Origin of the sequence: Bacillus sp. FSL L8-0193 (genome assembly GCF_037976065.1) — a bacterium.
Lineage (GTDB): Bacteria > Bacillota > Bacilli > Bacillales > Bacillaceae > Bacillus > Bacillus paralicheniformis.
Map to the genome: position 1 here is coordinate 2,454,129 of NZ_CP150261.1, position 21,435 is coordinate 2,475,563.

Annotated in this window: 20 protein-coding genes and 1 riboswitch; of the genes, 1 reads left to right on the forward strand and 19 read right to left on the reverse strand. The window is 44.9% G+C overall.

Annotated features, from left to right (window positions below; translation table 11 throughout):
• Window positions 1–46: 46 nt before the first annotated feature.
• Window positions 47–628 (reverse strand): ECF transporter S component, encoded by a 582-nt coding sequence (locus MHH76_RS12300; protein WP_020451989.1) that lies wholly within the window; start codon window positions 626–628, stop codon window positions 47–49.
• Window positions 629–782: 154 nt separating this feature from the next.
• A riboswitch (FMN riboswitch) is annotated at window positions 783–916 on the reverse strand.
• A 253-nt stretch (window positions 917–1,169) separates the two neighbouring features.
• On the opposite strand from MHH76_RS12300, the gene serA reads away from it, so the two are divergent.
• A complete protein-coding gene (gene serA / locus MHH76_RS12305; protein ID WP_020451990.1) occupies window positions 1,170–2,747 on the forward strand; it encodes a phosphoglycerate dehydrogenase in 1,578 nt (525 codons plus the stop codon).
• A gap of 47 nt (window positions 2,748–2,794) precedes the next feature.
• Here serA and MHH76_RS12310 read toward each other — a convergent pair whose 3' ends face one another.
• From MHH76_RS12310 to MHH76_RS12395, 18 genes are all read right to left on the reverse strand, one after another.
• The gene (locus MHH76_RS12310) at window positions 2,795–3,619 is read right to left on the reverse strand and encodes a M23 family metallopeptidase (protein WP_020451991.1); all 825 of its coding nucleotides are present in this window, start codon (window positions 3,617–3,619) and stop codon (window positions 2,795–2,797) included.
• A gap of 123 nt (window positions 3,620–3,742) precedes the next feature.
• Entirely contained in the window at window positions 3,743–4,849 is a 1,107-nt protein-coding gene (locus tag MHH76_RS12315) for a GerMN domain-containing protein (protein WP_020451992.1), read from the reverse strand.
• Window positions 4,785–5,369, reverse strand: a complete 585-nt coding sequence (gene sigX / locus MHH76_RS12320) for an RNA polymerase sigma factor SigX (protein WP_003183073.1) — start codon at window positions 5,367–5,369, stop codon at window positions 4,785–4,787. The genes MHH76_RS12315 and sigX overlap by 65 nt, the downstream gene beginning before the upstream one ends.
• A 255-nt stretch (window positions 5,370–5,624) precedes the next feature.
• Window positions 5,625–6,539 (reverse strand): LCP family protein, encoded by a 915-nt coding sequence (locus tag MHH76_RS12325; protein WP_025811215.1) that lies wholly within the window; start codon window positions 6,537–6,539, stop codon window positions 5,625–5,627.
• Between the two features lie 34 nt (window positions 6,540–6,573).
• The gene (locus MHH76_RS12330) at window positions 6,574–7,404 is read right to left on the reverse strand and encodes a polysaccharide deacetylase family protein (RefSeq protein WP_020451994.1); all 831 of its coding nucleotides are present in this window, start codon (window positions 7,402–7,404) and stop codon (window positions 6,574–6,576) included.
• Between the two features lie 327 nt (window positions 7,405–7,731).
• Window positions 7,732–8,865, reverse strand: coding sequence for a WD40 repeat domain-containing protein (locus tag MHH76_RS12335; protein WP_020451995.1), 1,134 nt, complete (start codon window positions 8,863–8,865; stop codon window positions 7,732–7,734).
• Window positions 8,862–10,313 (reverse strand): HAMP domain-containing sensor histidine kinase, encoded by a 1,452-nt coding sequence (locus tag MHH76_RS12340; protein WP_020451996.1) that lies wholly within the window; start codon window positions 10,311–10,313, stop codon window positions 8,862–8,864. Before MHH76_RS12340 ends, MHH76_RS12335 begins: the two co-directional genes overlap by 4 nt.
• A gap of 3 nt (window positions 10,314–10,316) precedes the next feature.
• Window positions 10,317–11,018 (reverse strand): response regulator transcription factor, encoded by a 702-nt coding sequence (locus MHH76_RS12345; RefSeq protein WP_020451997.1) that lies wholly within the window; start codon window positions 11,016–11,018, stop codon window positions 10,317–10,319.
• A 401-nt stretch (window positions 11,019–11,419) separates the two neighbouring features.
• Window positions 11,420–13,201 (reverse strand): ATP-binding protein, encoded by a 1,782-nt coding sequence (locus MHH76_RS12350; RefSeq protein WP_020451998.1) that lies wholly within the window; start codon window positions 13,199–13,201, stop codon window positions 11,420–11,422.
• Entirely contained in the window at window positions 13,198–13,920 is a 723-nt protein-coding gene (locus MHH76_RS12355) for a response regulator transcription factor (RefSeq protein WP_020451999.1), read from the reverse strand. Before MHH76_RS12355 ends, MHH76_RS12350 begins: the two co-directional genes overlap by 4 nt.
• A gap of 144 nt (window positions 13,921–14,064) precedes the next feature.
• Entirely contained in the window at window positions 14,065–15,240 is a 1,176-nt protein-coding gene (gene ccsB / locus MHH76_RS12360; RefSeq protein WP_020452000.1) for a c-type cytochrome biogenesis protein CcsB, read from the reverse strand.
• Window positions 15,241–15,252: 12 nt separating this feature from the next.
• On the reverse strand, window positions 15,253–16,893 hold the full coding sequence (locus MHH76_RS12365; RefSeq protein ID WP_268441548.1) for a cytochrome c biogenesis protein ResB: 1,641 nt from the start codon (window positions 16,891–16,893) through the stop codon (window positions 15,253–15,255).
• Window positions 16,893–17,429, reverse strand: a complete 537-nt coding sequence (locus tag MHH76_RS12370) for a thiol-disulfide oxidoreductase ResA (protein WP_023857484.1) — start codon at window positions 17,427–17,429, stop codon at window positions 16,893–16,895. The genes MHH76_RS12365 and MHH76_RS12370 overlap by 1 nt, the downstream gene beginning before the upstream one ends.
• 84 nt (window positions 17,430–17,513) lie before the next feature.
• The gene (gene rluB / locus MHH76_RS12375) at window positions 17,514–18,248 is read right to left on the reverse strand and encodes a 23S rRNA pseudouridine(2605) synthase RluB (protein WP_020452003.1); all 735 of its coding nucleotides are present in this window, start codon (window positions 18,246–18,248) and stop codon (window positions 17,514–17,516) included.
• Window positions 18,249–18,407: 159 nt separating this feature from the next.
• On the reverse strand, window positions 18,408–18,944 hold the full coding sequence (locus tag MHH76_RS12380) for a spore maturation protein (RefSeq protein WP_020452004.1): 537 nt from the start codon (window positions 18,942–18,944) through the stop codon (window positions 18,408–18,410).
• A gap of 4 nt (window positions 18,945–18,948) precedes the next feature.
• Entirely contained in the window at window positions 18,949–19,536 is a 588-nt protein-coding gene (locus MHH76_RS12385; protein ID WP_020452005.1) for a nucleoside recognition domain-containing protein, read from the reverse strand.
• Window positions 19,524–20,678 (reverse strand): D-alanyl-D-alanine carboxypeptidase family protein, encoded by a 1,155-nt coding sequence (locus MHH76_RS12390; protein ID WP_020452006.1) that lies wholly within the window; start codon window positions 20,676–20,678, stop codon window positions 19,524–19,526. Before MHH76_RS12390 ends, MHH76_RS12385 begins: the two co-directional genes overlap by 13 nt.
• Window positions 20,679–20,832: 154 nt before the next feature.
• On the reverse strand, window positions 20,833–21,324 hold the full coding sequence (locus MHH76_RS12395; RefSeq protein WP_020452007.1) for a YpuI family protein: 492 nt from the start codon (window positions 21,322–21,324) through the stop codon (window positions 20,833–20,835).
• Window positions 21,325–21,435: the final 111 nt, after the last annotated feature.

Genomic DNA, 21,435 nt, shown 5'->3' on the forward strand with positions numbered 1-21,435 from the left:
TGCAGCAGAAAATACCCGGCACAGCGCCGGGTATTTTCATGTCTATTTATTTGGCGGCCATGCGGACGTTTTCCTTCAGCCGCGGTTTCAACGAAAGGAAAATCGGCGTGGACACGAGAGCCACAGCGATGCCTTTGATGAAATTAAAAGGCAGAATTCCGGCCAAAACTGTGGTTTTGAGCGCTTCTCCCGATAACGCTGGAGCATTTAAAAACCAAGTGTAGGCAGGCAGAAACAATAGATAATTTAAAATGCTCATCGAAACGGCCATCACAAGCGTCCCGGCGAAAAGAGCTGTGACAAATCCTTTGGCAGAACTTGATTTTTTCAGCAGCACAGCCGCCGGCAGGATAAACAATGTTCCTGCAATGAAGTTAGCCGCCTGATCAATCGGAACGCCTGAGGCGCTTCCGGCAATAAAGTAATTCAGCACATTTTTGATCGCTTCAACGGCAATTCCGGCTCCCGGACCATACAAAATCACAGCGAGCAGTGCCGGGATATCACTGAAATCGATTTTTAAATACGGGAATGCCCCCAAGATCGGAAAGCTCAGCATCATTAAAATAAATGCGATGCTGCTCAGCATGCTGATTGAGACGAGACGTCTCACCTTGTTGTGTTTCATTTTGTCACTCTCTCCTTTTCGATCACATCTCACGAAAAGAGGAATGGTTCTTTCCCCTGCCCTAAACAAAAAACCCGCTTTATTGAAAAAGCGGGGCTGTTTTACAGACAGGTCAAATAAACGTTTGAAAATATCATTTCAAAACGCACGGAACCTCCATCTTCTCCCATCCAGACTATACTGTCGGCTTCGGAATCGCACCGAATCCTGCCCCTAAAGAGGCTCGCGGGCTTAGAGCGCTTGCTCATCACCGCCGGTAGGGAATTTCACCCTGCCCCGAAGATTGATCTTATTTATTTTTGATACTGATATTATTATAAATGAATTGTGAAAAATTGTACAGATTCAAAGCTTATTGCGCTGTTTTGAGACGTCCTTCAGGATATTTCGGCAAACTCACTTTTTCCACACGCTAAAAACCGCACATTCACAGTTATTTCATTTTTAATTTTCGTCTTTCCGCGCGAAACTCATTGACACCCTTTATGGAATATGGTAAATTATCAGATATTTATGACGCTTATTTAGGAGGAAATCTTACATGTTTCGAGTATTGGTCTCAGATAAAATGTCCAGCGACGGCCTCAAACCATTAATGGAAGCAGATTTTGTTGAAATTGTAGAAAAGAATGTTGCGGAAGCGGAAGACGAGCTTCATACGTTTGACGCTCTCTTGGTGCGGAGCGCCACGAAGGTGACCGAAGAATTGTTTAAAAAGATGACTTCGCTAAAAATCGTTGCCAGAGCAGGTGTCGGCGTCGACAATATCGATATTGACGAGGCGACAAAGCACGGTGTCATCGTCGTAAACGCGCCAAACGGAAATACAATTTCAACTGCTGAACATACTTTTGCAATGTTTTCAGCGTTAATGAGACATATTCCGCAGGCAAACATCTCCGTTAAATCAAGGGAGTGGAATCGCTCGGCTTACGTCGGTTCAGAGCTTTACGGAAAAACGCTCGGCATCATCGGAATGGGCCGGATTGGAAGCGAAATCGCGAGCCGCGCAAAAGCGTTCGGCATGACCGTTCATGTATTTGACCCGTTTCTGACTCAAGAAAGGGCAAGCAAGCTCGGCGTTAATGCGAACAGCTTTGAAGAAGTTCTGGCATGCGCCGACATCATTACGGTTCATACCCCGCTCACAAAAGAAACGAAGGGACTTTTGAACAAAGAAACCATCGCAAAGACGAAAAAAGGCGTTCGTCTCGTGAACTGTGCAAGAGGCGGCATCATTGATGAAGCGGCGCTTTTGGAAGCTTTGGAAAGCGGACATGTCGCAGGCGCTGCCCTCGACGTGTTTGAAGTCGAGCCTCCGGTCGATTCAAAACTGATCGATCATCCGCTTGTGGTCGCGACTCCTCACTTGGGCGCTTCAACGAAAGAAGCCCAGCTGAATGTTGCTGCACAAGTTTCCGAAGAAGTCCTTCAGTATGCGCAAGGAAATCCTGTGATGTCTGCGATCAACCTGCCGGCCATGACAAAGGATTCATTCGAAAAAATCCAGCCTTATCATCAGTTTGCCAATACGATCGGAAACCTTGTGTCCCAATGCATGAATGAGCCTGTTCAAGATGTAGCCATCCAATATGAAGGCTCTATCGCCAAGCTTGAAACGTCATTTATTACGAAAAGCCTTTTGGCCGGATTCCTGAAGCCGAGGGTCGCGGCTACCGTCAACGAAGTGAATGCCGGCACTGTCGCGAAAGAGCGCGGCATCAGCTTCAGCGAAAAAATTTCTTCCAATGAGTCAGGCTATGAAAACTGCATTTCTGTAACTGTCACCGGAGATGTGACGACATTCTCTTTAAGAGCGACGTACATTCCGCACTTCGGCGGTCGCATCGTTGCCTTAAATGGCTTTGATATCGATTTTTATCCGGCAGGACACCTTGTGTATATTCACCACCAGGATAAACCGGGGGCTATCGGCCATGTTGGACGAATTTTAGGAGACCATGACATCAACATCGCCACTATGCAGGTGGGCAGAAAAGAAAAAGGCGGAGAAGCGATCATGATGCTTTCATTTGACCGCCACCTTGAGGACAACATTTTAAATGAGTTGAAAAACATCCCGGATATCGTGTCTGTTAAAGTCATCGATCTTCCTTAATAAAAAGCCCCGGAACCTGAAAGAAATTCCTTTCGGGTTCCGTTTTTTTAGGAACTCTCCTTGATCTCAAGCAGCTGGCGGGGATAAATCTGCTCTCCTTTCAAATCGTTCCATTCTTTGAGGTGCCGGACAGTAACGCCCATTTTTTCAGCGATATGATGAAGCGTATCCCCTTTCTGCACCACATATGTGCCGGTCTTCGGTTCATCGTCATGAAGGCGGAGTGTTTGGCCCGTCTTAAGCTTCGAATGTTTCAACCCGTTTATTCTCATGATCTCCTTGATTGCTATACCGCGATCCTTGCTGATTTTCCAGAGCGTGTCCCCTTTTTGAACAATTACCGCACCGCTCATTGTCCCGGTGTTTTGATGAACGTGGACAGCATTTTGCCGGAACGCCTCTTCACGAAGCACTGTCAGCGGATTGATTGCATATCTTTTATCTTCAGTCCATGAACCGTGATGCATTTCAAAATGCAGGTGGGTTCCGGTGGATATTCCCGTATTGCCGATGATTCCGATTTGCTCGCCTTTTTTCACCCGTTCTTTTTCCTTTTTCAGGCGTTTGCTTAAGTGGGCATAAACGGTTTCATACCCGTTGTCATGTTTGATAAATATCACGTGGCCGTAGGATTCGGATTGATACGATTTGCTTACCGTTCCGTCTGCGGCAGCCGCTACAGCCTCCCCTTCGGGAGCGGCGATGTCAAGCCCCTTATGCTTTCCGTCTCTCGTCCCGAATTGATCTGTGATCTCCCCTTTAATCGGTTCAATCCACTCTGAAGCTGCCGCCCCCGGCGCGGTGACGAGAAACGCAAGCCCCGAAAGCCATGCGAACGCGAACAGGAAGTTTTGATGTCTGAGTATCTTCAAGGTTTTCCATATCCTCCTATTACAAGCATCTGCGGTAAAATTCCCCCTATTCGGAGACAGCTTAGTATACTTCCAAATCAATACATTTTATACATCAAAAAAAGACTCCGCGCAGGGAGTCTTTTAGCTTTCTATCGTTATCGGATTCGGTGCGTACGGAACCTGTACAGATTTCGACAAGTCATAAGCGCCGACCTTGGTTGTGGATGCATTTTTAAATTTCACTTTTGTGAACCCGAAATCTTTGGCGGTCAATAGAAGGCCTTCTACCATCAAGACGTCTTCAGGTTTATTTTCAATATTCGCGGAGGAAGAAAATTGAATGATCAGTTCTTTTCCATTCTTTTGAATATCTTCAATCTGCGTATCATCGGATAGAATGGGTTGTAAATGAGTGCCGCTTTCTTTATTTTTCATCATCTTTATCGCTTCCTGCACCGTTTCGTAAGATTCGCTTGAAGGTGCAAGGAACCGGCGTCCGTCAGAGCTTTCATATAAATAGTAGCCTTTTTGCGTCTGATGCATAATCGCCATATCGGCGAGCATTCCGAATGATTCAAATTCAACGCCGGATTTATCATCGGAAATAAACAAAACAGAATCATATGAACCCCATTTAAAGGTTTCATTGATCACATTTTTCAGCCGTTCGAAATCTTCCACTGAAAGCTCCGGTATTTTTTCATTTACTTGAATCGTCAGTTTTTTACCGTTTTTCTGTTCTTTGAACTTCACCTGATCCAGATAAGCTGTATCAAATGATGTAAATTGGTCCACATTAAGCCGGCTGTACGCGTGAAGCGCATCTTCAAGATTCGTCATGCTTATGCTTTTCTCAAGACTTATCGGGACAACGACAGACTTGGACTCATCAAGGAAAGCGAAGGTGATATAGTCGTCTTTTTGATTCTGGGAGACGACAAACGTATTTGCAGGTTCAGACTTGGCAGCATCAGCCTCCGTCTGCACCAATTTTCCGTCAGATGAAATGTTAGCGTCGGCGCTGTTTTGAGATTTGATCTGTTCGATTAATTGAGGAGTGATCAGCATCAAAAGAAAGAGAACCAAAACTGTAGCAGCAAATGCGCCGACCCGTTTTTTCGGTGATTTACGCTTTGGTGCGAGAATCAGCTTTTGATAGATCTGATTTGCCGAACGATTATCCTTAACCGTTGGAAGTTGGCTTAGTAACGCCTTCAGCCGTTCTTCGTTCCATTCTGACTTCTTCATTCTTTGGATCCTCCTTCAAAAGCTCCATCTGTTTACGAAGCACTTTCAGACCGCGATGCTGAGTGGTTTTTACCTTGCTTTCGGAAAAATTTAAGGCTTTTGCCGTTTCACTGATCGAATACCCTTGGATAAACCGCAATACGATAACGGATCTTTGATCAAGCGTACACTTGTCAAGGGCTTCGAAAATTTCCTTCAGGTTTTCATTCTGCATCACGATGTCCTCAGGCAGAGGCTTGCGGTCTTTTACATCTTGTTTCTCCCAGTCAAACGTCCCCAAAATCCGCTGGCGGATCGTCTGCTGCTTTCTGAACCAGTCGATCGCAACGTGCCGCGCAATCGAAAGAAGCCAGGTTTTTTCACTGCTTCTGCCTTCAAATGTTTCATAAGAATGCAGAACGCGGATGTATACTTCCTGAACTAAGTCTTCTGCCTGGTTTTTGTCTTTTACCATATAAAATAAAAACTGAAATAAATCTTGATGATACTGATCATATATTTTCTGAAAGGTTTCTTCCACCTGAAACCCCTCCGTTCAATTTATTGTCGTTTGTCAATCTTAAAAGGTTACATTACAACTATTACAACTATATTACGAACATATGAAAATGGAAAGGGGGTTTAACTAAAGTTAAGCTTAATTTTAACTTCACAAGCATAAAAGCACCTGTTCTAAATGAACAGGTGCCAAGCTTCTCACTGAGCTGTGTCCGAATACTCATAATCGGAACGTTCCTTAAGGCGGTTCCTTTGAAATGGCCTGATTTTCATCCGTTTATGACTTTAAGTCCAATTGTTGGCGAAGCTTTTTGGAAATCGCCTTTCTCTTTTCATCAGTCACGAGGTGATACCATAAGCCGTCAACTTTTTTATCTTCACCCTCAATTTCGATCTGTTTAATATTCTTAGCAGCTTCTTTATAAGAATGTTGAATATCGATCATCTTGTCCAGTGTTAAGTTTGTTTTGATGTTTTTTTCTAATGCTGTCAAAATCTCTTGATAGTTTGTTAATGATTTTAATTGGGCACCTTCATGAATAATTTCATTGATGATCTCACGCTGCCGCTCTTGACGTCCAAAATCACCGCGGGGATCGTCTTTTCTCATCCTAGCATATGTCAAAGCAGTTTTGCCGTCAAGATGCTGCTTCCCTTTTGACAGATGCACGCCTTCAAGGGTGAAATCAATCTGATTATCCACCGTTACGCCGCCAATTGCATCCACAATATCTTTAAACCCATCCATATTGATTTTAATATAATAATTGATTGGAATGTTCAAAAATTGTTCTACAGTTTCAACGGTCCCTTCAATTCCGCCATAGGTGTAGGCCGAATTCATTTTCGAAAATTTATTCTTCGATTTGATAAACACCCTTGTATCACGCGGAATACTTGTCATTGTCGTTTTCTTTGTCTCCGGGTTAATCGTCATCACAATCATAGAATCCGGTCGTCCTTTATCACCAGGGCGCTCATCTATCCCTAATAAGAGAATGGATATAGGATCATGCGCAGCATTATCCTTCTGCTCGGCATCCCGGTGAAGAGGCTCGTACATTCCATTGATTGATTTTGCGACGGTACGGTAAATCCCGTATGACACCACACTGCCAATCGTGATCACTAGCGCGAGGGCAAACAATATCACATTTTTCATCTTTCGTTTTCTTTTTCTCATTTTCACCATAGTATCCCTTCCTTGTTCATGCATCTCATATTTTTTAATTCCATCTGAAATGAACCGGTTTGATCGAATCATGCATTGGTTTCATTTCATATCCGTTTTCTTGGAAGTATTTCAATAGTTTCTCCAAATGGGCCGCGGTCGTCGGTTTTTCATGCATTAATACGACAAGCGGCTCAACACCGGAAAGGTTATTGACTTGCTGAATCACATTATTCACAAATTGACCGTTCGTATTTGCAGATTTCCAGTCCTCTGAATCAACAGTCCAATCCCAAAGGTTAAAATGGTCGCGCTTAATGACTTCTTGAAATGGACCGGTAATATAAGGCTTTGATCCGTAAGGCGATCTGATCAAATGTGTGTCAATGTTGGTCGTTTCTTTTATCGTTTTCAGCGTATCGTTCATTTCTGCTGCAAAGCTTTCAGGAGATTTATAGATTTTCGATACTTGGTGCGTCACTCCGTGAGAGCCGACAGAATGGCCGTTTTCAACCATTTTCTTCACAATATCGGGATTTTGTTCGATATTCGGTTTTAACATGAAAAAAGTAGCTTTTGCATGATACTTATCGAGCAAACTTAAGATTTTATCTGAAGCTGCAGGATTCGGCCCGTCGTCAAATGACAAGTAGACGACCTTTCCGATTTCCGGCGCTGTTTGCTTGTTTTCTTTTTTCTCTGCTTTATGTTTGCCTCCCGTCACCGGTGCTGAAGCGGCGGAATTTTCTTTTAGCGGTTCCTGCTTTGGACCGGCAAGTGCATTCCAAGAAATGCATAACAAAGTGACACCCAGTACAATCAACATACCTAGCACTAATTTTCCTAGTGCGCTCAATTTATGATCTTCTTTTGGTGAATTTGACACTTTTTCCAACTCCTTAAGCTGTAATTATCAATCACTAGGTTTCTTTTAATCTCGTCACATACAAATGACAATTTTCAAGCTGCTATTTTGAAGACAACGTTCTATAAGAAGGATGCTCTTTAAATATAAGGGGAAGATATCGCAGAAGTTCGACCAACTTGTAAACAAAATGTCACAAAAAGAGGAAATACATCATTTTTTGAGGAACAATAATAAGACTTATTACCTTTCAGGAAACAGTAAGAAAGGAATAAACGGGTGAAAAGAAAAACCTTATTTCGGTATTTAACTGAAATAAGGTTTTTTTGCCTGATATTCAAACAGCGGTTATTTAAATGTGATGATATAAGCTTGTTCTTCTAAAAATCGCGCCGATGCACTCTCCATTGAAGGATACTGGTATTGAGCGCTAACGAGCAGGCTGTTGCCGTCCGGACTCCAATATATTTCCGAAGGGATGGTGCCGTGGTATATCGGTTCCTCATAGAGGATATTTTTCCCCTGAAGCTTGCCTGCATAGATATTGTCTTCATCCTTCAAAGAGTAAGCGATTTTCTTTAAGTCGTTTGAGAATTTAAAAACAGTTACTTTTTCGAGCAAAGCAGAAAGCTCGCCGTTTCTGCGATCATATTCGTACAGGGTTTCTCCTGTGTCCAGGAATACAAATTGATCATTGTTTAACCAAACCGGCCCGCCGCGGCTGTCCAGACGCTTGTCCTGGATTTTAATGCGGTTGCCGTCAATCGTTCCCATTCTGATTCCGTACTCGTCGGAACGCTGCAACTCGGTAAGCAGAAAATCTCGTCCATTATCAGAGATGTTAACGCCTGTAAGCGAGTTTTTCTCCGCAAAATCGTTCAATGTATACGTTTTAAGCGTTCCGGAAGCCGTATCATAAACACGAAGGCTTGTCTGATTCCCTTGTCCGGCATCTAAAACGAGGTAACAAACGTATCTGCTATTATTTGACCATGAAACATCTTGGACATAGACCTCATTGCTGGCGGAGATGCTGGCGATTTCCGTTTTTTTACCGTTCGCCGGCGAAATCAGCTGCATGGATGCCTTACTTAATCCCAAATTGACTCCGGCGATACGCTTTCCGTCTGGAGACATTTTTAGGTTGGACATATTGCTTTCAATGCCTTTTACGATTTCGGCTTTTTCATAGGGGGAGGAAAGACGCTGAAGACTGCGCGCCGTACGTTCAGATGTCCCATCTCCCTTGAAAAAACCGACGACGGAATCCGGTGAAGACCAGCCAAGCAGCTGCCCTGCTTTTGGAAGGCGATAGATCGTATTGACTTGAAAAGGGCGGGTCTTCTGGTCACCGACATGATTGTCTTCCCCGCTTGGGATGATAATCGTTTCAGATCTTTTTCCGACATTATAACTGGACACGATAATAGCCAGAAACAACAGCACTCCTGCCCAAATGATAAACGGTTTGTTTTTCATCATTTCTCAACCTTTGCGTAAGCTAATTCAACATGAATCACTGTTTGGTTTTCCTTGTAGTACATCTCGATTGTTCCTCCGTGTTCGTCAACAATTGTTTTCACAATGCTTAATCCCAAGCCTACACTTCCCTCTTCCTTAATCTTCTGATTGACTGAATAAAAAGGCTGGAACATTTTGGAGTGTTGGTCATTTTCCAATGGAGCACTTGGATTCTTGAATGTAAAAAGAATGTTTTCTCCAGTGATTTCGGCCTTAATGATGATTTCCGAATGAGATAAGCTGTATTTGATGGCGTTGTCCAGCAGATTGATGAAAAGCTGGCGCAGCCTGCTCACATGACTGTGAACGTACAGGCCATCTTCAATGTCACAGGTGATCTTTTTCTTATACCGTTCTGCCCGAAACTTCATCGATTCGCAAACATCTTTTAAAATTTCCCCTGCGTCGACCCTGTCAAATTGAGCGCCTTTGGACTGTTCCCGGGATACTTCAAGAAGCTTGATCACCAAATTGTGCAGGCGTCGGCTTTCTTCAACAATATGGTTCATTCCTTTATCAAAAAAAGCCCGATCCGATTCCCCTTTATTTTTTATGATCTCAGCATATCCTTGGATAGAGGTCAGAGGTGTTTTCAGCTCATGCGTCATATTGTCAAAAAATCGTTTTTCTTGTTCGTTCAATTCCTTTAAACGGTCACGATCTCTTTCAATGGTTAAAATTTGTTCTCGAATCCTGCTGATCATATCGTTAAAGTTGACGGCAAGCTGGCCGATTTCATCTTTTCTATTAAAGTGGATATCCATATCCAGCTTGCCCTTCTTGACTTGTGAGGTGGCATCTGTCAGCTTGACGAGCGGAATCGTGATATGTCTGGACAGGATATAGGAGAAAAGGAACGCCGCCACAAATATGGCAAGCGCGATGTAAAAAACAATATCCAGAACCTCTCCGCTTTGCTTATACAGCAGGTCGAAATTTTTCGAAAAACGCAATATGCCTACTTTTGTGCCTTCAACGACAACCGGATATGAAAAAAACACTTCTGCTTTGTTGCGGTTATAAGTGATATGATAGGCAGTCTTTCCTTTGATCGCCTGTTTCAGATCTTCATCACTCCCTCGGGAAAACGCCTTCTGATCAGAAGAAGACAACAATGCGCCCTTCACGGTATAAACACCGACATTGCTTCCTGTGGAGTGATTCAAATTATCTACCATTTCATCGGCCATATCACCGAAATAAAGTTCATTGTTTTTATAATGATTGATTAAAAATGCCTGGTTTACATAGACGATACTGTTTTTTTTCAGTTCGACTAAATCAGATGTTACAATTTTTTCATTACTCGACCAAATCACGTTCTTAACCGTGTGATTGAGCACAAGGAAAGAGAGAGAAAAAATCAGAAAAAAGCCAACAATAAACTTGCCCTTGATGGTCCGTAACACTCTCTACTCCTCCTGCTTCTCGAATTTATATCCGATACCGAACACCGTTTTAATCAAGTCGCTTGCATCAAGCTTTTTGCGGAGCCTTTGAATATGGGTATCAACTGTGCGGGTGTCACCGAAAAAATCGTATCCCCAAACGAATTCCAAAAGCTCTGAACGCGTAAAAACTTTTCCCCGATGGTCAACCAAAGTCATCAGCAGATCATATTCTTTAGGAGTCAATTCGACGGCTGATCCGTCTTTTTTCACCAGTCTTTCACCCGGAACGATCACAATATCTTTAAACCGGATCTCATCCTCTTTTTCCGTTTCCCGTTCGTTCACATGATAGGCTTGTTCCAGACGCCGAAGGATCGTGCGGATTCTCGCGACAACTTCGCGCAGATCAAACGGCTTTGTAATATAGTCGTCGGCCCCGAATTCCAACCCGAGTATTTTATCCGTGATATCTGATTTGGCGGTGATCATCAGGATCGGAATATTATAGCTTTCGGTCACTGTTTTGCAAATATCCAATCCGCTGCAGTCAGGCAGCATCCAATCGAGCAGCAGAAGATCAGGTTTGAACTGATCTAATTCCCGCATGCCTAAGGAGCCGTTATTGACCGTGCACGTTTCAAAACCTTCGGACGTCAGCCCGTATGAAAGCAAATCAGCAATTGCTTCATCATCTTCAATAATCAGTATTTTGGTTTTATCCATAAAGTCATCACTCATTCCCTGTTTCAAGCTTATGTTTCTAAAAATCTCTTTTGTTTCTCGCATCCTTCTATAGAGATGATACATAAATCTAAACCAACATTTGACTTTCCGCAATTGGATCGCTGGCGGGCTTTAAGGCGCAGAAAAAAATGAATGGCCTTTTATAGATGATCAGAACGGGTCCATATCGTTTTTACTATGACAAAGTTTCCGGTTATCCCAAATTCTTCATCGAAGACCATCTGTCTTTTGGAATTCCCACTCTTTTAACGGTAACAAAGGCAAAAACGTTTCAGGATAAGCAGACATTTTACAAATTGGATACATTTTGTTCTCAAATAACGGAGCACCTGTTCTGCATGAACAGGTGCTCTTTGTTTCTTATGGAACAAGATTCTTCGTCAAATTTGGCCATCATCCTGCTTATTTCTTGGAATGTAAAACGTGAAGGAAGTCCCTTCGTTCAGCATGCTGTGGACGGTGATCGAGCCGTTGTGTGCATCGACGATGTTTTTGACGATCGCAAGTCCAAGGCCCGTCCCGCCTTTTCCTCTCGTCCTTGCTTTATCCGCCTTGTAAAAGCGTTCAAAAATAAACGGCAGGTCCTCTTCGGGAATGCCGCTGCCCGAGTCTTTCACGGCGATCTTCAGCCCGCTTTGCGCTGACTGCACATCGACATGTACGGTGCCCCCGGCATTTGTATGGCGGATCGCGTTGTCTATCAAGTTTGTTAAAACCTGCTCCATTTTGTCCGGGTCAAACACAAATTTGGCTTCATGCAGATCAAGATTGTGAGAAAGCGTAATCTCTTTGTCCCCGGCCACTCCGTAAAACTTCCTGAACACCCTCTCGAAAAATTCGCGGAGCTCCACCGGTTCAACGTTTAAGGAAATATGGCCCGCCTCCATTCTGGCAAGGTCCAGCAAATCATTCACAAGCCGTCCCATTCGTAAAGACTCGTCATAGATGACCTGCGCGATTTCCTTTTTTTCTTCCTCAGAGCTTGCAATGTCGTCAACGATCGCTTCACTGTACCCTTGAAGCATCGAAATCGGTGTTCTCAGCTCATGGCTGACATTGGCGATAAAGTCTTTTCTCAGCTTATCAAGCCGTCTTTCCTCCGTCATATCCCTCAACACGGCGACCGCTCCGCGCACATGTGACTGATTGTACAGCGGACTCATGAGCAGCACCCATGTTCTGCCTTGCAGGGTCATTTCAATCATCTGCTCCTTCTCCGTGCTGACGGTGTTTTGAAAAAGCTCGCGCGCTTCAGGAGGCAGTTCATGGCCTTCTTTTACATTCATGTTCTGCTCATAATACCAAGCCTGTAAAAAGCGTTCTGCCGGAGGGTTAGTCACAAGGATCGTCCCGTCGATATTGATGGTGATCACGCCGTCGGCCATACTGCTTAAAATATTCGACAAATGCTCCTTTTCTTGATTGAGCGCCGTAATATGGAACTTCAGCTGGCGCCCCATTTGGTTAAAGGCAATCGCCAGCTCGCCGATTTCATCCTGGGTCAGAATCGGAATCTTCGTATCAAACTTCCCTTTTGCCAGATCCTGTGCGCCCTGCCGCATTTTTCTGAGCGGGTAGGTAATCCGGCTCGACAGGAAGAAAGCGAAAATCGTCGTTAACACAATCGCAATCGCAGCGGCAAAGAGAATATACCTTGTCGTATGCTGTGTCGTATCTTTCACGGCAAGAAGCGACTGAGAAAGAAACACCATGCCTTCATCTTCGCCTTTTCCGTACGGTACACCGACAATCAGCTGATCGTTCTTTTGATTGGAGATGACCGTCCGCTTCTGCACTTTTTGATGCTTCTGAAGCGCTTCGTTCAGATCGGGATCATTTTTAATATCTTTTAATGTAATGGAAGCCACTTTTTGATGTTCCCGCGGTGAATCCCAATATTCATTCTCATTTTTGATAACGGTAATGCTCGTCAGTTCATCGGCAAGCTCCCATGTAATCGATCTGGCTGTCTCCTGGTCTTTATGGTTTTCCATGATGACGGCCACCTTGCTGGCGAGCTTTGTCAAATCAGCTTCCGCCTCATCGACATGGTAGTTTTCAATAAACTCAAGCAGAAAGAACGTAAGGATAAATAAGACAAATGAAACCAAAAGCAGTATGGTAAACCACAGTTTACCGACTACGCTCTTCCAAAACTTCATTCGTTTCCGACCTCAAATTTATACCCGACACCCCATACCGTTACGATTTTTTTCGCAGCTTTCGGCGAGACTTTGTTCAATTTTTCACGTAGACGTTTAACATGGGTGTCGACCGTTCTCAAATCGCCGAAAAACTCGTATTGCCATACTTCCTTCAGCAGCTTTTCACGATCGTATACTTTATCAGGAGTTTTGGCCAGGAAGTAAAGCAGTTCATATTCTTTCGGCGTCAGGCTGACTTCGGTTCCGTCCGCCATAACTCTGTGAGCATCGTGATCAATGGATAAGTGAGAAAAAACAAGAACATTTTTTGCCGTTGTATCTGTATTCAGATAAGAGGTTTGCGATGATCTTCTCAAGAGCGCTTTGACTCTCAGCACCACTTCCCTCGGACTGAAAGGTTTTACAATATAGTCATCGGTTCCGACTTCAAAGCCCTGCACCCGGTTCGCTTCTTCGCCTTTCGCCGTCAGCATGATGATCGGAGTGGCTTTTTTGTCGCGTACTTGGCGGCATACTTCAATGCCGTCGGTTCCTGGCATCATCAAATCGAGCAGGATTAAATCGTATTCGTTGCCCAGGGCTTTATCGATGGCTTCGTCGCCATTCTCGGCTTCCTCGATCTTATAATTTTCCCTTTCCAGGTACATTTTTAAAAGTCGTCTGATTCTTGCCTCATCGTCTACTACTAATATTTTTGTCTCTTTCGTCTGTTCCATCGTAAACCTCCTGATTTGAATCTTCTTACATTCATTTTATTAGAAAAGCGATCGTAAGCCAAGCTAAGAATGGCCTTTCCCAATTTAAAACGATAAGCTGCGGAAGGCCCGGCGAAAAGCCCGGACCTTCCTGCACCGCACGGATCATGCATAAGAGTGAAGTCCAGCGATGACAAGGTTTACAAAAATAAGATTAAACATAATAATGGCAAAACCGATAACGGCAAGCCACGCCGATTTTTCGCCGTGCCAGCCTCTTGAAAGCCTGAGATGCAGATAAGCTGCATAAAACAAAAATGTAATCAGCGCCCAGACTTCTTTCGGATCCCAGCCCCAGAATCTGCTCCATGCCAGCTGTGCCCATATCATCGCGAAAATAAGCGCGCCAAGCGTAAAAACCGGAAAGCCGATCGAAACGGATCGATAGCCGATTTCATCGACAAGGTCAAGGTTCACATTTTTCACGAGCGGCTGAAGAAGCTGACTGATGCGTTTTCTGATGATCAGCCTGATGACACCGTAAAGCAATGCGCCGGTTCCAAACGACCAGAGAACCGTATTCAGCTTCCGTCCTGAAAAAATAGGCGGCACATTGACAAGCGGCTCCATTCTCTCCTCTGTTAAAAGTTCGCCTTTGTTCGGCCCGATCAGAGCGGGAAGCTCGTAAATCATGACGTCTTCCTGGTTGTCTTTATCAATCCACTTGAACTGCGCTTCATAGCCCCCAATGCGGAATGAGGTCGTGACAAGGATAAACGCGAGCGTTGTCACAAGCATAAACATGACAAATTCGAGCCAGAACGTTTTTTTGCCAGGCTGTGACTGATCCACATGCTTGAGTAGAAAGATCACGCCGGCGACAAAGCTGATGGCGAGAATCGCCTGTCCGAGAGCTGCAGTCGTAACATGAATATAAAGCCAGTTGCTTTGAAGCGACGGAATCAGCGGTGTGATATCGGTCGGAAACATGCTGGCATATGCGATTAACAGCAGGACAACGGGCAGTGTAAACAGCCCCAAAGCAGACAGCTTGTAAATAAAGTAGATGATGATGAACGCCAGAACGAGCATCATGCTGAAAGCAGTTGTAAATTCGAAAAGATTGCTGACCGGTGCGTGTCCGGAAACGATCCATCTCGCAATAAAATATCCAAACTGGCATACAAATCCGATGATCGTGATCAACACTGCGATCGACGCCCAGCGGTTCTTCTTCTTCCGGTCTGAAGCCTTGCTCCTGATGGAGCCGCCAAAAAAGAAGACCGCTGAGAGATACAAGAGAAATGCCGCGTACAATAAATTGCCGCTTAACTCTGCCATGAAAACCCCTCCCTATGCTGGCCGTTTATTTTTTTCCTTTGACAGTTCTTTTTGATCGGCCGGTTCGGATATCCCCGTATCCTCAAGTACGGCCTTCAAGTCCTGTTTCAGCCCGTACCAGTTTTTATTCGTATGTCCGGCGACGAGCACATGCCCGTCCAGCGTTCTGAGCCAGATCCTTCTGTGGTGCCAGTACATCCCCTGGATGACGCCGATCATAAAGATGGCGCCGCCGACCATGAGCACCCACAAAGTCAAATCTTTTCTAATGGTGAGGCCTGAGAGATTTTTCGTTTCGACGTGGTCAAACTTCATTTTGTATTTATTGTCGTCAGAACCTTCGATTGTTTCCTGAATCGCAACGAAACTCTTTTCTCCTTTAGGCTTATCCGGGGCGGTGATCTGGAATACAAAAGCCGGATTGTTCGGATTCCTCGTTTTCGTGCTCGGCTCCCCGTCTTTGTTAAAATAAAAGTCCGGCAGGTAGCTTGCAATATGAACTTTGTAACCGTTGCCAAGATCATATTCCGGTTTCGGCTCCAAGAGGTCGATTGCCACTTTGCCGAAAGATTTCCCGCTGTCTTTTTCAATCAGCTGAAAGACCATTTTGTCGAGCTCGCCTTCCTTGTAAGTCAGCTGATAGAGTGCATATGAACCGAATTTCAGCGGGTCATTGACCCTGATCTTGCCGCTTTTCACTTTCTTCAATTCAGGCGCTTCACCCGGGAGGCTGTCATTTTTTCTTTCATATAGTTCAACATCGGTTTGATATGTTTTTGCGACAGTACCGTCACCTGCTTTAGTAATCGCCTCTGAAAATACTTCTTTTTCTTTTTCACTGTCGTACATTTCTTTTGTAAACCGGTTGTTTTTCAAGTAGTAATGGCCGTCAGTTCCCGGGATGGGCACGGTCTCCCCTTCCCTGATCCAAAGGGTTTCGTCGACATACATGCCCGGAACAAATCTGAGCATGACACCGATGAGGAATATGATTAGCCCGATATGGTTCACATATGGGCCCCATCTTGAAAAACGGCCTTTTTCCGCAAACAGGTTTCCGTTTTCTTCTTTGACTCGGTATCGTTTTTTCTTCAGTTTACCGACGATTTGTGATCTGGTGTCTTCAGACATGTCCGCTTCCGTCCGGCTGAAAAGGCGCTGCCTTTCCATAAAGTTCGAATTTCTCGTGACGCCCTGATTTTTCAGCGCCCTGTACAAAGGAACGACCCTGTCAAGGCTGCAGATCACAAGCGATATGCCGATTGAAGCAACCAGAACAATAAACCACCATGAACCGTAAAGATTGTGGAAACCGAGAGTATAATAGATTTGTCCGAGAAGCCCGTATTGTTCGCTGTAGTATGTATCAGCCTGCGCACCCGGCGGCAGGAACATTTCCTGCGGGAAAATCGTTCCAAAAGCAGATGCTGTCAGCGTAATGACGATCAGCCAGACGCCGACCTTTACAGACGAAAAGAAATTCCATATTTTATCTACGATTGTTTTGTTATATGTTTGAGAGCGTCTCGCACTTCCGTCATACCGCATGTCAAGGAGTTTGGCATCCTGTTTGACGAGCGGCTTTCCGCACGATTCACACAAAACGGTGCCCGTCGGATTCACATGGCCGCATTCGCATTTGATTTCTTTCATCATGACGATCCCTCTGGTTTGATCATATTCATATAATCATGGATCATTCGTTCTGTCATCGTGCCAGACACGACTTTGACAATCTCTCCGTCAGGATTGATCAAAAACGTGGTCGGCAGCGGTGTGACATCGTATGCGTTCAGAACCTGCCTGTCTTTATCAAGCACAACCGGAAAATTGACGCCGTAGTCTTTCATAAAGTTTCGGACGGCAAGGTTTGATTCGCCGACATTGACGGCGACGATTTCAACCCCTTGATCCTTAAACACTTTATATTGATTCGCCATGTAAGGAAATTCTCTTTTGCATGGTTCGCACCATGTTCCCCAAAAGTTTAAAAATACCCCTTTGCCTTTTAGATCGTCCAGTTTGAGACGGTTGCCGTCAACATCCTCCAGCGAAAAATTGGGAGCTTTTTCCCCCACCGCCACACTCTCCGTCTTTTGAAACACGGCGCTGTACAGCGTGTAGCCAAGCGCTGCAAGCAGCACAAGGAGGATGCCTGTCCGAATGTAAAAACGCTTTTTTTTCATAATCCGCCCCCTCATTTAGACATTCAGTATCATTATATCATCTCATGACTGCCTGCCATTTGCCTTTTTTGAAGGTTGTGTGAAAATTTAGAAAGCCGCTTTACCGTGTTCAGCCAATGCCCTGAGCCTTTTCACTTCATGAGGCGTGAGCTCTCTTTTTTCCCCGGTTTTCAAGCCCGCCAGGTTCAAAAAAGCGTACTCTTCCCTTTTCAGCTTGAGCACTTCGTGTCCGATGGCTTCAAACATTCTCCTGACCTGGCGGTTTCGCCCTTCATGGATTGTGATTTGGACGATGCTGGTCTGCTTTTTCTTATCGAGTGACAAAAGCTTCACTTTTGCCGGAGCTGTCTTTCCTTCCTCAAGGCGTACGCCCCGCTCAAGTTTTTTTAAATTCTCCTTTAAAGGAATGCCTTTCAGCTTTGCCACATACGTTTTATTAATTTCGTATTTCGGGTGCATCAATTTATTGGCGAAGTCCCCGTCATTCGTTAACAATAAGAGGCCGCTTGTATCATAATCAAGCCTTCCGATCGGATAAATCCGCTCCTCCACCTCTGTGAAAAAGTCGGTCACAACTTTCCGGCCTTTATCGTCTTTAACCGCTGATATAACCCCTCTCGGTTTATACAGGAGAAAATAAACGGGTTCTTCGCTTTCAAGCTGGACGCCGTTTACCTCGATCCGGTCTGAGCTTGATACTTTAACGCCGAGCTCTCTGACGGTTTTGCCGTTGACCGTGACTTTCCCTTCTTTTATAAGTTCCTCCGCCTTTCGCCTTGATGCAATACCGGCGTGGGCGATTACTTTTTGAAGTCGTTCCATATCTTTCACCTCATGTATTATCTTACTTTTTTCCAGACCAACAAACAAGTTTGCGGGCGCCTTCTTCCTTAGGAAAGAAGCACTCCGCCCTTAAATGTATCCTTTCTCACGTCAAAAGTAAAACAGTTTTGGCTAAAAAAGCAAAAAAGCGCCTGTTGATCAGGCGCTTCCAAACAGCAATGTTACAATAATCACAGACGCGATAATCCCCGCTAAATCAGCAAGCAGTCCCACTTTTAAAGCATCCCCCATTTTCTTGATTCCGACCGCGCCGAAATAGACAGTCAAAACATACAGCGTCGTGTCTGTCGATCCCTGCATGACAGAGGCCAGCCGGCCGATGAACGAATCGGGTCCGTAAACTGCGATTAAATCGGTCGTCATGCCGAGCGCCGCCGTTCCCGAAATCGGCCGGATCAGAGCCAGCGGAACCACTTCCGTCGGAATTCCCACGGCGGAAAATACCGGCTTTAAAAGATTCATAAAAAAATCGAGCGCCCCTGAAGCACGGAAAACGGTGATCGCTACAAGCATACCGACCAAATAAGGGATAATGGAAAACGCAATTTGGATTCCTTCCTTCCCTCCCTCAACAAACGCTTCATAAGTCGGGACTTTTTTGAATGTACCATACAGCAGAATCATGGCGATGATAAACGGGATAAGGGCCAGAGAAAGCCAATTGATGAATTCCAAATGCTCACCCCTTCTTTTTTCTTCTATAATAAAAGTATCGGTCGATGAAGATCGCAAAGATTCCCGATATTAAAGTCGCCAAAATGGTCGGCCCGACGATGTCTGTCGGCGCCTTTGCATCATATGTCATCCTGACCGCGATGACGGTCGTCGGAATCAAGGTAATGCTTGACGTATTGACCGCCAGAAAGGTGATCATTGAGCGGCTCGCTTCCCTGCGGTTCCGGTTGAGCGCCTTCATCTGTTCCATTGCTTTAATGCCGAGCGGTGTCGCCGCATTGCCCAATCCGAAAAAGTTGGCCATTAAATTGGATAAAATATACCCCATCGCCGGATGATCCGGAGGGATCTCGGGAAACAGCTTTGAAATGAACGGCCGGCACAACCTGCTGAATTTTTCGAGAAGCCCGGATTGTTCGGCGATTTTCATCAGCCCCAGCCAAAAAACAAGGACGCTCATCAGGCCGATCGAAATCGTGACAGCTTCCTTCGAACCTTTAAATACGGCCTCATTGACTTCCTGAACCGTTCCGTTGAAAAGCGCAAACACCAGACCGATCACCGTTAAGCCGACCCAGATTATATTGACCATGATGAACCGCCTGCCGCTTTTTGGAATACGGATTGAAAGGTCTCGAAAAACGATTTTTTCGGCTTTTTGTTGCGTTCGTTTTCATAATAGATCGGTACACTTGCAATCGTTTTTCCGTTGAACATGACGTTCATTTCCCCGATGATGTCCGGGATTTCTTTTTTGTTTTTACGCCACGATTTTTTCGGTTTAAGAAGCTCGATGTCAACCTTCACGTCTTCTGTTTCATCTTCGTTTAACAGATATGTGACATCCCGTTTAATAAAAGCTTTATTCCCGTAAAAAGAGTCTTTTAATTTCGGAACCTCGCCTTTTTTGGCGATGATATATGTTTTGTAGTGGCCGTATACATAGTTGAACATGTTCATATGATCATTCCAGTCGTCAGGGGCGTTGATGGTGACGGCGATCAAATCGGTTCCGTCTTTCGATGAAGTGGAGACGAGCGTGCGCTTCGCCAGCTTGGTATATCCCGTCTTTCCGCCTGTACTGTATTCGTAAAGCCCTGTTAAAAGCTTGTTTTTGTTTCTCCAGATGCCTTGCATCGTTTCTGCCTTATAGCGCTTCGTTCCGGCGATTTTTCGGTACGTTTCGTTTGTCATCGCATATTTCGTCAAAAGCGCCATATCATAGGCCGAGGAATAGTGGTCAGGGTGGTCATCGAGTCCGTGCGGATTGCGGAACAGGGTGTTTTCCATGCCGAGGTCGGCCGCTTTTTGATTCATCATGTAGACAAAGCCTTCCAGGCTTCCGCCCACATGCTCGGCAATCGCAACGGCTGCGTCATTTCCCGATCTCAGCATCAAACCGTAAACAAGGTCCTTCAGTTTCACCTTTTGCCCGCTTGTCAAATAGATTGATGATCCTTCCGTTCTGACCGCCCTGTCGCTGACCGTGACCGTTTCATCCAATTTGCCCGATTCTACGGCCAAAATGGCTGTCATAATCTTCGTAATGCTTGCTATGCGCCGTTTTTCATGCTCATCCTTCGCAAACAATACCCGTCCGGATTGCCCGTCCATGACAATCGCGCTTTTTGCGCTGACATGAAGGGAAGGCTGTGCTTCAGCGATTTGGTATGAAGAGCATAAAAGAGAGCATATGATGATGGCTGCTGCAGCCTGTTTTAGAAAAAAGCGCATTTTCTCTCACGTCCTTGTGGTTGTTTGTACAAGTTTATGCGCTTGTCTTTCCGTTATGAACACCAATTGGATGATTCCCCGAGAAAAATCTAAAAGCAACATCAAAACTCCCCCTTTCATGAAAGGGGGAGTTCCGGCTCACGGTTCATTTAAGCTATGATCTCGGCTGAACCATCTTCAGCCGATAGTCAGTCGCATAGTATTCCAATTCTTCTCTCATCGATTGATATTCTGTTTCAAGCGAAGCCATCAATTTTTTTAATGAGGCCGGCGCTGGTTCGTGAAAGCAAATGGCGTTTTTTCCCGTGTAGGCCGCTCTGCTGTCTTCGTACCAAGTATCTTTTTTCGGTGTAAAAAATTCTTCTATGCATCGATGATAGATCTGATAGAGCGTCCTTTCGGCGGCAGCGTCCTGAAAAGGATTCTGCTGCAGCCTGATTCGGCAGGCCAGAAGCCCTTCTTCACAGTAAACCGCCAGCTTTCTCAAGTTGCTGAGGACATCGCGATAATAATCTCTGCTCCCGGGCTCTTCGGCTTCAAGGGATGAGAGCGTCGTTTCGTTTAAATAATCGCTCAGCGTCTGAACGGTCTGTGCTAAAAATTCGCCTGCCTGCTCGGTTTGGGCTCTTGCCATAGATTTTCCCATTGGTGTCGGCACCCTCTCCTCATCGCTTTGTTACAATCGTATTCTTTCATGCATGAAATTAAACATAAAAAATACGATAATATATATTATCATACTTCGGTCCTTAAGGTG

Excerpts from the sequence above, each read along its gene's own strand:
- MHH76_RS12315 (WP_020451992.1), bottom strand. The coding sequence starts at position 4,849 with ATGAAGAAGTCAGAATGGAACGAAGAACGGCTGAAGGCGTTACTAAGC.
- MHH76_RS12335 (WP_020451995.1), bottom strand. The coding sequence starts at position 8,865 with ATGATGAAAAACAAACCGTTTATCATTTGGGCAGGAGTGCTGTTGTTT.
- MHH76_RS12345 (WP_020451997.1), bottom strand. The coding sequence starts at position 11,018 with ATGGATAAAACCAAAATACTGATTATTGAAGATGATGAAGCAATTGCT.
- MHH76_RS12350 (WP_020451998.1), bottom strand. The coding sequence starts at position 13,201 with ATGAAGTTTTGGAAGAGCGTAGTCGGTAAACTGTGGTTTACCATACTG.
- MHH76_RS12385 (WP_020452005.1), bottom strand. The coding sequence starts at position 19,536 with ATGGTCAATATAATCTGGGTCGGCTTAACGGTGATCGGTCTGGTGTTT.
- MHH76_RS12365 (WP_268441548.1), bottom strand. The coding sequence starts at position 16,893 with ATGAAAGAAATCAAATGCGAATGCGGCCATGTGAATCCGACGGGCACC.
- MHH76_RS12395 (WP_020452007.1), bottom strand. The coding sequence starts at position 21,324 with ATGGGAAAATCTATGGCAAGAGCCCAAACCGAGCAGGCAGGCGAATTT.
- MHH76_RS12300 (WP_020451989.1), bottom strand. The coding sequence starts at position 628 with ATGAAACACAACAAGGTGAGACGTCTCGTCTCAATCAGCATGCTGAGC.
- MHH76_RS12355 (WP_020451999.1), bottom strand. The coding sequence starts at position 13,920 with ATGGAACAGACGAAAGAGACAAAAATATTAGTAGTAGACGATGAGGCA.
- MHH76_RS12325 (WP_025811215.1), bottom strand. The coding sequence starts at position 6,539 with ATGGTGAAAATGAGAAAAAGAAAACGAAAGATGAAAAATGTGATATTG.
- rluB (WP_020452003.1), bottom strand. The coding sequence starts at position 18,248 with ATGGAACGACTTCAAAAAGTAATCGCCCACGCCGGTATTGCATCAAGG.
- serA (WP_020451990.1), top strand. The coding sequence starts at position 1,170 with ATGTTTCGAGTATTGGTCTCAGATAAAATGTCCAGCGACGGCCTCAAA.
- ccsB (WP_020452000.1), bottom strand. The coding sequence starts at position 15,240 with ATGGCAGAGTTAAGCGGCAATTTATTGTACGCGGCATTTCTCTTGTAT.
- MHH76_RS12390 (WP_020452006.1), bottom strand. The coding sequence starts at position 20,678 with ATGCGCTTTTTTCTAAAACAGGCTGCAGCAGCCATCATCATATGCTCT.